The organism is Actinomadura opuntiae, from assembly GCF_030283205.1.
Taxonomy (GTDB): domain Bacteria; phylum Actinomycetota; class Actinomycetes; order Streptosporangiales; family Streptosporangiaceae; genus Spirillospora.
In genome coordinates this window covers 82,134-94,170 of the sequence record NZ_JASNWF010000010.1, presented here as the reverse complement: position 1 = coordinate 94,170, position 12,037 = coordinate 82,134, and the positions used below count along the sequence as shown (strand labels likewise).

The 12,037-nt window shown below is 74.8% G+C and carries 10 protein-coding genes; 4 read left to right on the top strand and 6 right to left on the bottom strand.

From position 1 onward, the window contains the following. Positions 1-2: 2 nt before the first annotated feature. Positions 3-410: an aspartate 1-decarboxylase gene (panD, locus tag QP089_RS22600; RefSeq protein WP_285914048.1), complete on the bottom strand. Its 408-nt coding sequence runs from the start codon at positions 408-410 to the stop codon at positions 3-5. Between the two features lie 79 nt (positions 411-489). Between panD and entS the strand changes: the two genes are divergently transcribed. Then, a complete protein-coding gene (gene entS / locus QP089_RS22595) occupies positions 490-1,746 on the top strand; it encodes an enterobactin transporter EntS (protein ID WP_285913744.1) in 1,257 nt (418 codons plus the stop codon). Between the two features lie 66 nt (positions 1,747-1,812). On the opposite strand, the gene QP089_RS22590 is transcribed toward entS, so the two are convergent. The 3 genes from QP089_RS22590 to QP089_RS22580 all read right to left on the bottom strand — a co-directional run bounded on the left by QP089_RS22590 (position 1,813) and on the right by QP089_RS22580 (position 7,327). Beyond that, positions 1,813-5,172: a non-ribosomal peptide synthetase gene (locus tag QP089_RS22590; RefSeq protein WP_285913743.1), complete on the bottom strand. Its 3,360-nt coding sequence runs from the start codon at positions 5,170-5,172 to the stop codon at positions 1,813-1,815. Between the two features lie 68 nt (positions 5,173-5,240). Beyond that, positions 5,241-6,269, bottom strand: coding sequence for a FecCD family ABC transporter permease (locus QP089_RS22585; protein ID WP_285913742.1), 1,029 nt, complete (start codon positions 6,267-6,269; stop codon positions 5,241-5,243). Beyond that, positions 6,266-7,327, bottom strand: a complete 1,062-nt coding sequence (locus QP089_RS22580; RefSeq protein ID WP_285913741.1) for a FecCD family ABC transporter permease — start codon at positions 7,325-7,327, stop codon at positions 6,266-6,268. Before QP089_RS22580 ends, QP089_RS22585 begins: the two co-directional genes overlap by 4 nt. Positions 7,328-7,471: 144 nt before the next feature. Between QP089_RS22580 and QP089_RS22575 the strand changes: the two genes are divergently transcribed. The 3 genes from QP089_RS22575 to QP089_RS22565 are packed head-to-tail and all read left to right on the top strand — an operon-like array spanning position 7,472 to position 10,721. Further along, on the top strand, positions 7,472-8,173 hold the full coding sequence (locus QP089_RS22575) for a TetR/AcrR family transcriptional regulator (protein ID WP_285913740.1): 702 nt from the start codon (positions 7,472-7,474) through the stop codon (positions 8,171-8,173). Continuing rightward, positions 8,170-9,087: an ABC transporter ATP-binding protein gene (locus QP089_RS22570; RefSeq protein ID WP_285913739.1), complete on the top strand. Its 918-nt coding sequence runs from the start codon at positions 8,170-8,172 to the stop codon at positions 9,085-9,087. Before QP089_RS22575 ends, QP089_RS22570 begins: the two co-directional genes overlap by 4 nt. Beyond that, a complete protein-coding gene (locus QP089_RS22565) occupies positions 9,084-10,721 on the top strand; it encodes an ABC transporter permease (protein WP_285913738.1) in 1,638 nt (545 codons plus the stop codon). Before QP089_RS22570 ends, QP089_RS22565 begins: the two co-directional genes overlap by 4 nt. 60 nt (positions 10,722-10,781) lie before the next feature. Here QP089_RS22565 and QP089_RS22560 read toward each other — a convergent pair whose 3' ends face one another. Together QP089_RS22560 and QP089_RS22555 are read right to left on the bottom strand one after the other, a co-directional pair. Next, entirely contained in the window at positions 10,782-10,958 is a 177-nt protein-coding gene (locus QP089_RS22560; protein ID WP_285913737.1) for a hypothetical protein, read from the bottom strand. After that, on the bottom strand, positions 10,955-11,977 hold the full coding sequence (locus QP089_RS22555) for an aromatic ring-hydroxylating dioxygenase subunit alpha (RefSeq protein WP_285913736.1): 1,023 nt from the start codon (positions 11,975-11,977) through the stop codon (positions 10,955-10,957). Before QP089_RS22555 ends, QP089_RS22560 begins: the two co-directional genes overlap by 4 nt. Between the last annotated feature and the right edge of the window lie 60 nt (positions 11,978-12,037).

Below are 12,037 nucleotides of genomic sequence, written 5' to 3'. Positions count from 1 at the left end.
GCTCAGCGTCCGGCGAGCTGGGCGGCGGCGCCGGGCACGGGCTCGGCCGGGTCGGAGCCGAGCGCGACGATGCGGTTGGCGCCGTCCACGTGGACGACGCGGGGCCGGTGGGCGGACAGCTCGGCCTCGTCCAGCGCCGCATAGGTGATGACGATGACCAGGTCTCCGGGCTGGACGAGGCGGGCCGCGGCGCCGTTCACGCCGATGACGCCGCTGCCGGCCTCGCCGGTGATGGCGTAGGTGACCAGGCGGGAGCCGTTGGTGATGTCGACGAGGTGGACCTGCTCGCCCTCGGCGATGCCGGCGGCGTCCATCAGGTCCGCGTCGATCGTCAGCGAGCCCACGTAGTGCAGGTCGGCCTGGGTCACGGTCGCTCGGTGGATCTTTCCGTTCATCAGCGTGCGCTGCACCGGGAGGTCCCCTTCTCTCACGATCAACTAAGGATAGGCTTACCTTAGCTACTCCCCCATCCGAGGAGAACCCCCGACGATGCTCCGGCGCCTCGCCCTGGACATCGGCCCGCTGCGCGACAGCCGGCCGTTCCGCAACGTGTTCATCGCCCGCACCGTCTCGGTCTTCGGGATCGGCATGCTGGCCGTCGCCGTCCCCGTGCAGGTCTACGCCCTGACCGGCTCGACCGTGCAGGTCGGCGCCGTGTCGGCGGCCGAGGGATTCGCGCTGCTGGCCGGGTTCCTGTGGGGCGGCGTGCTCGCCGACCGGCAGGACCGGCGGCGGCTCATGTTCCGCGCCCGCACCGCCTCCGGGATCGCGTTCGCGCTGCTGGCCCTCAACGCGTTCCTGCCGTCCCCGTCGTCCGCGGCGCTGTACGTCCTCGCCGCGTGGGACGGCCTCGCCACCGGCGTCGCGATCACCGCGCTGCTGGCCGCGACGCCCGCGCTCGTCGGCCCGGACAAGCTCGTCGCGGCGGGCGCGCTTAACGCGCTGACCGTCCGGCTCGGATCGATGCTGTCGCCCGCGCTCGGCGGGCTCGTGGTCTCGGCGTTCGGCGTCGGCTGGAACTACGCGGCGGCCGCCGCAGGCACGCTCGGCACGCTGGGCCTGCTGACCTCGCTGCCGAAGCTGGAGCCCGCGCGCGGAGACGAGACGGACGCGCATCCGCTGAAGTCGATCGGCGGCGGGCTGCGGTTCGTCACGTCCCATCGCGTCGTCGGCTCGCTGATGCTGCTCGGCCTGCTGTTCATGGTCGCGGGCGGCATCCCGGTGCTGATGCCGGCGTTCGCCGAACGCGGCCTCGACGGCGGCCCCACCACGGTCGGGCTGCTGTACGCGGCGCCTGCCTGCGGCGCGGTCCTCGCCTCCGTGACCAGCGGCTGGGCGGGGTCGGTCCGCGTTCCCGGCCTCGCGCTGCTCGTCGCGTCCGTCGCCGGGTTCGTCGCGCTGGCGTGCACGGGCCTGGCCCGGCATCCGGCCCTCGCCGTCGCGATCCTGTTCGCCTACGGGTTCGCGGCGTCCGTCGAGGAGATCCTGCGCTACGGCCTCATCCAGTCGCACACCCCCGACTCGCATCTCGGCCGCGTCAACTCGCTGTGGGCGGCGCAGGAGACCGGCGGCACCGCCGTCGGATCGCTCGGCGCCGGCGCCCTCGGCCGCTACATGGCCCCGGGCCCGGCCATCGTCGTCTACGGGACGGTCAGCGCCGTCCTCGCCCTGGCGCTCGCGCTCACGCTGACCTCCCTGCGAACCGCCACCCTCGCCCCCGCCCCAACCCCCGAACCCGAACGTTGAGTTGCGGCGAGTCGTCGTTATGGGACGCCTCATAACGACGACTCGCCGCAAGTGAACGAGGTTCGGTCAGCCGGCGAGATGGGCTTCGACCTCGTCGTCGGACATCGCGTCGATCTCCAGCCAGATCGCGGCGACCGCCTCCAGGCGGCCCGGGACGTCCTCCAGTTCGGTGAAGCGGCGGGCGATGCGCGCGATGGTCCGCTCGGCGAACAGGACGCGGACCGGGAGGGCGGAGGTGTCCAGGGCCTCGCGCAGCCGGGCGACCACGGTCGTGGCGAGGACGGAGTCGCCGCCGAGGGCGAAGAAGTCGGCGCCCGCGCCGACGCGTTCCCTCCCCAGCACCTCGGCGGCGATCCGGGCCAGCACCCTTTCCAAGGCCGTCTCGGGTTCGGTGTGGCCGGCGCTCTCCTGCCCGGCCTCGGCGGCGGCGAGCGCGGCGAGCGCCTTGCGGTCGACCTTGCCGTTGGCGGTGAGCGGCAGTTCGGCGACCGGGACGAGCACCTCCGGCACCATGTGCGGCGGCAGCAGGTCGCGGGCGTGCGCCAGCACCGCGTCGGCGGAGGCGCCGCCGGGCGTGACGGCGGCGCACAGGCGGTTCCCGGCGAGCAGCGCCACGGCGCGTTCGACGGCCGGGTGGTCGCGCAGCGCCGCCTCGACCTCGCCGAGCTCGATGCGGAAGCCGCGGACCTTCACCTGGTGGTCGCGGCGGCCGAGGAACTCCAGCGTCCCGTCCGGCCGGTAGCGGGCGAGGTCGCCGGTGCGGTACCAGCGGGTTCCGTCGCGGACGACGAACCGGTCGGCGGTGCGCTCCAGGTCGCCGGTGTAGCCATCGGCGACGCCCGCGCCGCCGATCCACAGCTCGCCCGCGACCCAGTCGGGCCGGTCGCGGCCCAGGTCGTCGACGACCCGGCAGGCGACGCCGCCGAGCGGCACCCCGTACGGGACGGCGCGCCAGTCGGTTGGGACCTCGCCCGCGACCTCCTGCACCGTGGAGTGGATCGCGGTCTCGGTGGTGCCGCCGAGCGCAACGAACCGGGCGCCCGGCGCCCGCTCGGCGAGGAGCCCGGGCAGGTGGGTGCCGACCCAGTCGCCGCCGAGCAGCACCAGCCGCAGGGACGGGACGGGCCCGGAGCGCAGCAGCATCTCCAGGACGGACGGGACGCTGTTGAGCACGGTCACCGACCAGCGGGCGGCGAGGGCGTTCCAGCGGGCGGCGTCGCGGCGCTCGTCCTCGTCCGGGATGACGACGGCGCCGCCCGCCGTCCATGCCGCGAACAGGTCGAACACCGACAGGTCGAAGTCGAGGGCGGAGACGGCGAGGGTGACGTCGCCCGAGCCGATCGAGAAGCGCCCGACGAGGTCGCCGATGGTGTTCATCGCGGCGCCGTGCGAGACCTCGACACCCTTCGGCTCGCCCGTCGACCCGGAGGTGAACAGGACGTACGCCACCTGGTCGGGACGGACCGCGACGGGCTCGGCGAGCGGCTCCGCGGCGGGCGCGAAATCGGGCGTGACCGACGCCGCGACGGCGGCGCCCGCACGGATCTTCTCACGGCGCGCGGCCGGCTGCTCCGGTCCGATCGGTACGTACGCGGCGCCCGCGGCGAGAACGCCGAGCGCCGCGGCTACTTGATCGGGCCCCTTGGGAAGCTCGATCGAGACCCGGTCACCGGAACGGACGCCGTGTGCGATGAGGGCGGCGGCGATGCGCAGTGCCTGGTCTGCGAGTTCGCCGTAGGTGAAGGTCCCGTCGTCGCCCCAATGCAGCGCGGGTGCATCCGGGGCGCGGCGGGCGTGCTCGAAGAACCCCTTGGTCAGAATGGACGGCGGCGGGGCCTCGGTGGCGTTGAGGCGGTGCCGGACGCGCAGTTGCTCCGGCGTCGCGCCGATGCCGAGCGGCGCGTCCCAGTCGGCGCTGTCCGCGCCGAGCCGGGTGATCGCGGCGGTGTAGGCGGCGAACATCGCCTCCGCCACGCCGTCGGGGAACGCGGGGCGGCGCATGTCCCAGTTCAGCAGCAGCCCGCCGGACACCTCGGTGACCTGCGCGTCCAGCAGCACCTGCGGGCCCTGCGAGATGATCCAGGCGGGTTCGCCGAACCGCTCGCGGACCGCGTCGCCGAACAGCTCGCCGAGATTGAGCGCGCTCGTGTACACGATCGGCGCGAGGACCTGCTCGCCGCGCAGCCGGGACAGGTCGCGCAGCACCTCAAGGCCCGAGTAGTCGCTGTGCGCGCCGGCGGTGTGCAGGTTCGCCTGCACGGCGCGGGCGCGGGCGACGAACGGCAGCTCCTCGGTGAGGTCGGCCTCCAGCATGATCGAGCCGGTGAAGTCGCCGACCACGGAGTCCACGTCCGGATGGACGGGCTCGCGGTGGAACAGCGGCAGATTCAGCAGGAACCGCGGCGTCGCCGACCACGCGCCGATGACCTCGGCGAACACGGCGGCGAGCGCCATCGCCGGGGTGACGCCCTCGGCGTGCGCGCGGGCGATGAGCCGGGCCTTCTCCTGCGGCGGCAGCCAGTGGTGCAGGCGCTCGACCTCGTCGCCCGGGTCGGGGACGACCGGCAGTTCGGGCGGGCCCGGCAGGTCGGCGAGCCGGTCGGCCCACCACCGCCGGTCCTGTTCGCGGGCGTCGGCGCGGGGGTCGTCGGCGAGGTAGCGGGCGTAGCCGTAGCGGATGGAGGCGAGCGTTTCGCCCTCGTAGAGCGCGGCGAGGTCGGCGAGCATGACGCGGTAGCTCATCGCGTCGGCGGCGATCATGTCGACGTCCAGGTGGAGCCGGGCGGTGCCCTCGGAGAGCAGGCTGAGGCGGGCGTCGAAGACGCGGCCGTCCTCGATGGGGAGCCGCTGCCGCGACATCTCGGCGCGGATCCGGTCGAGCTCTGCGCCGGGGTCGGCGGCGTCGCGCAGGTCGTGGACGGTCACGGCGGGCCCGGGACGCTCCGGCAGGATCCGCTGCGTCCCGTCGTCGCCGACCGCGACGCGCAGCATCGGGTGGCGTTCGGCGAGCGCGCGCACGGCCGACTCGAAGCGGGACGGGTCGATGGCGCGGCCGTCCAGTTCGACGTAGAGGTGGGCGGCGACCGAGCCGAGCGACTGGCCGGAGTCGCGGCCGATCCAGTACGCGTGCTGCATCAGCGCGAGCGGGAACGGCCCGTCCGGCTCGCCCTCCTCCGGCTCAGGAGAGGGCTCGGGAGGACGGGCCTCCATCTGGCCGCGCTCGGCGAGCAGGTCCCACCAGCCGGCGAGGGTGGGCCGCTCGGCCAGCTCGGCGAAGCGGACCTCGACGCCGCGGCGGCGCAGCCGCCCGGTCAGCTGCATGAGGCGGATCGAGTCCATCCCGAGCTCGATCAGGTTGTCGCCCGGCTCTGCGTCCTCGCCCAGCACGTCGGTCAGCGCGGCGTGCAGCTCTTCTCGGGTCAGCACGGAACTCCCCTCAACTTAGGTAAGGCTAACCTAAATTGATCGCCGCCCCGCCGTCAACGCGGGCGCTGTCAGGTGGCCGCGCGGCGTCCCGGGACCAGCAGCAGCCACGCCAGGTATGCGCCGCCGAGCACGCCGGTGACCACGCCGACCGGCATCGCGACCGGCAGGTGCAGCGAGATCAGGTCGCCGCAGGCCAGCAGCGCGGCACCGGTCAGCCCGGCGGGCAGCAGCTGCGCGCCGGGACGGCGGGTCAGCCGCCGCGCGAGCTGCGGCGCCGCGAGCGCGACGAACGGCACCGGGCCCGCCGCCGCGGTCGCCGCCGCGACGAGCCCGACGCCCGCGACCATGAGCAGCGCGCGCGTCCGCTGGACGGGAACGCCGAGCGCCCGCGCCGCGTCGTCGCCCATCTCCCCCATGCCGAGCGGGCGGGCGAGCAGCAGCGCCATCGGGACGAGCACCGCGAGCGCGACGGCGAGCGGCACGGCCTGCGCCCAGCCGCGCCCGTTCAGGCTCCCGGTCAGCCAGAACGCGGCCTCGTACGCCTCGCGCAGCTCGGCGCGGGTGATGAGGTAGGAGTTCGCCGCCTCCAGCATCGCGGCGGCGGCCACCCCGATCAGCACCAGCCGGACGCCGTGCACGCCGCCGCCGCGCCGGTAGGCGACGGCGTACACGCCGGCGGCGGTGAGGAACGCGCCCGCGACCGAGCTGACGGTGATCGCGACCGCGCCGCCGCCGAACACCAGGATCTGCAGCAGCGCGCCGGTCGCCGATCCGGTGGTGAAGCCGATGAGGTCGGGGCTGCCGAGCGGGTTGCGGGACATGCTCTGGAAGATCGCCCCGCTCATCCCGAGCGCCAGCCCGGCGAGCAGCCCGGTGACGGCGCGGGGCAGCCGCAGCGTCCGGACGATGAAGTCGGTCGCCTGGTCGCCCTGCCCGACCAGCGAGCGCACCACGTCGGCGGGCGAGATCGGGAACTCGCCGGAACCGACGACGAGCACCGCGGCGCCCGCCGCGACCAGCGCCACCAGCCCGCACACCAGCGCCGCCCGCGGCTCCCACCGCACCGACACCCCGCCGGCCCGCACCACGCGGCTCACAGGTCACGCGTCCTTCCGCGCCGGACGATCAGCATGAACAGCGGCGCGCCGAGGAAGGCGGTGACGATCCCGGTCTGCAGCTCGCCCGGCGTGACGACGCGTCCGGCGATGTCGGCGGCGAGCAGCAGGACGGGCGCGAGCAGCAGCGAGTACGGCAGCACCCAGCGCTGGTCGGGCCCGACGAAGGCGCGGACCGCGTACGGGACGGCGAGGCCGAGGAACGTGATGGGCCCGGCGGCCGCGGTCGCCGCACCGCACAGCAGCACGACCGCCAGCGCGCCGAGCGCCCGCGTCCGTCCGGGGTGGGCGCCGAGCGCGCGGCCCGCCTCGTCGCCGAGGCCGAGGGCGTTCAGCGGCCGGGCGAGCAGCAGGGCCAGCACCGTCCCGGCGGCGATGAACGGCAGTACCCGCAGGAACACCCCGGTGTCGCGCCCGGCGAGACTGCCGACCTGCCAGAACCGGAAGCCGTTGAAGGCGCGCGGGCTGAGCAGCATCAGCCCGGCCGTCAGCGCGCTGAACACGGCGTTGACGGCGGCGCCCGCCAGCACCAGCCGCGCGGGCGAGGTGCCGCCGCGCCCGCGCGCGCCGATCGTGTGGACGAGCACAGCGGCGCCCGCAGCCCCGGCGAACGCCGCCCACACGTAGACCAGGACGTCGTCGGCGCGGAACGTCCCGATGACGACGACGACCGCGAGCGCGGCGCCGCCGTTCACGCCGAGCAGCCCGGGTTCGGCGAGCGGGTTGCGGGTGAGCGCCTGCATCACCGCGCCGGCCAGGCCGAGCGCGACGCCGGCGCCGATGCCGAGCAGGGTGCGCGGGAGCCGCAGCTCGTGCACGATCAGCGCGTCCCGCGACCCGTCCGGCGCGACCACGGCCGACGCGACCTTCCCGATCGGGACGTGCTCGGCGCCGACGGCCAGGCTCGCCGCGGCCGCCAGCAGCAGGAGGGCGGCGAGGGCGCCGAGCCCGGCCCAGCGGACCGCCGGGTGCCGGGCGGGGGGCGCGGCGGCCTCCTTCGCCAGGGGTGTGCGGGGGGTTCTCCGCGCGAGGGACAGCACGGTTAGTAAGGCTAGCCTAAGCTAACTCGCCGCTTCCACCTCTCCCATTTCCCGCACCGGGAAACCGTCGCGGCCGCGCCAATACAGGCGTATGGTATACATGCGTATTGCTGATTGAACGCTTGTATGGGAGGGGGCGGACGCGTGACGGACACGGGCCCGGCGGCCGAGGACCTGACGGCGCGCGCGCGGATCAGGGACGCCGCGCTGGAGATGTTCGCCGAGCGCGGGACGAAGGGCGCCACGTTCCGCGGCATCGCCGAGGCCGCGGGGGTGTCGGTCGGGCTCGTCCAGCACCACTTCGGCTCCAAGCAGGAGCTGCGGGAGGCGTGCGACGCCTACGCGCTCGACACGATCCGCCGGCTCAGCGCCGAGAAGATCGACGGGATCGGCGACCCGGGGTTCCTGGCGAAGGCGATGCGGATCGACCTGCCGGTGCGGCGCTACCTCGCCCGCGCGCTCGTCGACGGCTCCCCCGCCGCGGCGCGCGTCTTCGACGACCTGGTCGACACCACCGAGCGGTATTTCACCGAACCGCTGCCCGCCGGCGTGAACGCGCCGGTCACCACCGACGTGCACGCCTACTCCGCCGCGCTCGTCGCGATGACGATCGGGACGGAGGTGCTGCACGAGCACCTGTCGCGGGTGCTGGGCGTCGACACCTTCACCCCCGAGGGCGCGCTGCGGCTGCGCCGCGCCTTCTTCGACATCTTCGACGACCGCCTGCTGAGCCGGGAGCTCGCGGCGCGCGCCCGCGCCGCCATACAGGAGTACGAGAGCGGCGCCTTCGGGACGGCCGCCCGCACCGGGAACACCGAGGAAGGCCCAGGAGAGAAGGCAGGATGACTGAGGCAGTACGGGCCGAGGGCCTGGTCAAGACGTTCGGCCGGACGCGCGCGCTCGACGGGCTCGACCTGCGCGTGGCGCCCGGCGAGGTGCACGGCTTCCTCGGTCCCAACGGGGCCGGGAAGTCCACCGCCATCCGCGTGCTGCTCGGGCTGATGCGCGCCGACGCCGGCACGGCCCGGCTGCTCGGCGGGGACCCGTGGCGCGACGCCACCGCGCTGCACCGCCGCATCGCCTACGTGCCCGGGGACGTCACCCTGTGGCCCAACCTGTCCGGCGGCGAGGTCATCGACCTGCTCGGGCGGCTGCGCGGCGGGCAGGACGACCGCCGCCGCACCGAGCTGCTCGACCGCTTCGAACTCGACCCGAAGAAGCGGGGGCGCGCCTACTCCAAGGGGAACCGGCAGAAGGTCGCGCTGGTCGCCGCGTTCGCCTCCGACGCGGAGCTGCTCATCCTGGACGAGCCCACCTCCGGCCTCGACCCCCTCATGGAGGAGGCGTTCCAGGAGTGCGTGAAGGAGGAGCGGGCGGCCGGGCGCACGGTGCTGCTGTCGAGCCACATCCTCAGCGAGGTGGAGGCGCTCTGCGACCGGGTCACCATCATCCGCAAGGGCCGCACGGTGGAGACCGGCACGCTCTCGGAGCTGCGCCACCTCACCCGCACCTCCATCCGCGCCGAACTCGCCGGCCCGCCCGACGGCGTTCCGCTGCCCGGCGCGCACGACGTCCACATCGACGGCAACACCGTCACCTTCGAAGTCGAGACGTCCGAGCTGGACGCAGCGCTCCGGCAGCTCACCGAGATCGGCGTCCGCGCCCTCACCAGCCGCCCGCCGACCCTCGAAGAGCTGTTCCTGCGGCACTACGAGAACGACCACGCCGGGCGGGCCCTGCAGGAAGGCGGCGTGTCGTGACCGCCACGACCGTGCGCCCGTCCGCGCGCGGCGCCCGCGCGGACGGCGCGCTCGCCGGCTTGGGGACGCTGCTGAAGATGTGGCTGCGCCGCGACCGCGTCATGATGCCGGCGTGGATCTACGGGCTGACCGCGCTCGTCTCCAGCACCGTCTACAGCTTCAAGAACGGATACGACGCGCCGGGGTCCCTGGAGAGCTTCGCGCGCGGCATCAACGACAACCCGTCCATGCGGGCCATGTACGGGCCGGTGCTGAACGAGCACACGGCCGCGGGCGTCAGCGCGTGGCGGGTCGGCGCGACCGGTGCCGCCCTCACCGCCGTGATGTGCGTGCTGCTCGTCGTCCGGCACACGCGCGCCGAGGAGGAGACCGGACGGCTGGAGCTGGTCGGCGCCGCAGCCGTCGGGCGCCGCGCGCCGCTGACCGCGGCCCTGGCCACCGCCGTCACGGCCGCCGCCACCCTGGCGGCCGTGGTCGCGGTCGTCATGATGGTGTTCGGGCTGCCGGTCGCCGGATCGGTCGCGTTCGGGCTGTCCTGGTTCGGGGCCGGGCTGGTGTTCGCCGGGGTCGCCGCGGTCACCGCGCAGCTCGCGGAGACGTCCCGGCTCGCCAACGGGCTGGCGTTCGCGGTGCTCGGCGCCGCGTACCTGGTCCGGGGCGTGGCGGACGTCGGTTCGGCGCACTGGGCGGCGTGGCTGTCGCCGATCGGCTGGGCACAGCTGGTGCGGCCGCACGCGGGCGACCGCTGGGCCGTGCTCCTGCTCCCGCTCGCCGCCTTCCTGCTCCTGGTCGCCGCCGCCTATGCGCTGGCCGAGCGCCGCGACCTCGGCGCGGGGATCCTGGCACCGGCGCCGGGTCCCGCGCGGGCCGCGCCGTCGCTGCGCGGCCCGCTCGCCCTGTCGTGGCGGCTGCAGCGGGCGACGCTGGCCGGCTGGTCCGCGGCGTTCCTGGTGTACGGGCTGGCGATCGGCGGTGTCGTGGACGGCGTCGACGACCTGGTCAACGGCAGCGACGCCGTCCTGGACGACATCCGCAAGATCGGCGGGCAGCAGCAGATCGCGGACGCCTTCCTCACCACCGCCATGGGCCTCATGGCCCTGTTCGCCTCGGCCTTCGCCGTCCAGGGCGTGCTCAGGATGCGACGCGAGGAGAGCGACGGCCGGCTGGAGCCGGTGCTCGCGACCGCCGTCGGCCGGGTCCGCTGGGCCGCCGCGAACCTCGCCGTCACCGTCGCGGGCACGGTGGTCCTGCTGGGCGCCACCGGCCTCGCGATCGGCGTCGTCCACGGGGCCCGCTCCGGCGACCTCGGCGGGCAGCTGCCCCGCCAGCTCGGCGCGGCGCTCGTCCAGCTGCCGGCCGTCTGGGTGATCGCCGCGGTGACCGTGCTGCTGTTCGGCCTGGTGCCCCGCGCGACGTCCGCCGGGTGGGGCGTGCTGACCGTCTGCCTGCTGCTCGGCCAGGTCGGGCCGCTGCTGAAGCTGCCGCAGGCGGTCATGGACGTCTCGCCGTTCACGCACACGCCGAAGCTGCCCGGCGGCGGCTTCGACGTCCTGCCGGTCGCCGCGCTGACCGCCGTCGCGGTGGCCGCCGCCGCGGCCGGCCTGCTCGCCTTCCGCCGCCGCGACATCGCCTGACCGGGAGACGGCCCGACCAGCACGGCCCGACCGGGGCGGGAGCGGTCCGCCCCGGCCGGGTCAGCCGGCGTCGTGGCCCGGGTGGGAGAGCAGCCACGCCCAGATCTCGGCGGGGTCCTCGGCGGTGCGGCGGGCGCCGCAGTGGCAGGTGCCGGTGAGCCGGTCCGAGCCCGGCGACCACTCGACCCGCAGGCGGCCCCCGCCCGCCGCCTCGCCGCCCGCCGTGCCGGCGTTCATCGCGCCGCCGTGAGCCGCTGGAGCATGCGGCGCGCGGCCAGGCCGCCGGTGTCGATGTTGATGGACAGCTCCTGGTAGCCCTCCGGCTCGGCGGCGATCACCTTCTCCAGGGTGTTCAGCGCGGTGACGTCCTGCAGCACGACGGTGCGGTTGTTGTCGCGCAGGAACGCCGAGACCCGCTCGTCGTCGAGTGCGAAGTCGCGGGCGACCCACCAGAAGTCGTGCGTCGTCGTGTCGGTCTCCGGGACGATCGCGTAGCCGACCTCGACGTGGAAGGCGCGCGGGTCGTCCCCGTCCGGGCCGGGCTCCACGCCGGTCGGCGCGATGCGGCTGTGCAGCAGGTAGAAGCACGGCGGGTGGTACTCGATGTCCTGCCAGCGGTCGATGCGGCCCTCGATGCCGGTCGACTCGGAGTAGAACGGCGGGCACTCGACGTCCTTCATGCGGCGGCTGACGAAGACGACGCCGGCCTCGTCGTCCACCTCCGTGGTGATCGGGGTCTGCGCGACCTCCGGCGTGCCGATGTACCCGGCGTGCAGGTACGTCTCGTGGGACAGGTCGAGCAGGTTGTCGACGAGCAGCTCGTACCGCGCGGCGAGCGGCTCCATGCCGCGGACGGTCACGTAGTCCGGCGAGTCCAGCCACGGCGCGCGCGGGATCGCGGCGGCGTCGCCCGTCCCGTCGCCGATCCACACCCAGACCAGCGAGTCCTGCTCGACGACCTGGTAGGCGGGGACGCGGGCGGTGCGCGGGATCCGGGTCTGGCCCGGCACCGCGACGCACGCCCCGTCGGGCGCGTAGGTGAAGCCGTGGTAGCCGCAGACGATCCGGTCGCCGTCGCGGTTGCTCTCCGAGAGCGGGAAGCGGCGGTGCACGCACCGGTCGGCGAGCGCGACGGCCTGCCCGGCGCCCGTCCGGTAGAGGACGAGCGGCTCCCCGCAGATCGTCCGGGCGAGCAGGCCCTCGCCCACCTCCTCGCTGTAGGCGGCGACGTACCACTGGTTGCGCGCGATGGCCATGGGCTGCTCCTCGGCGGTGAACGGCGGGCGGTGCGATCGCCACGACCTTCGCCGCAGGCC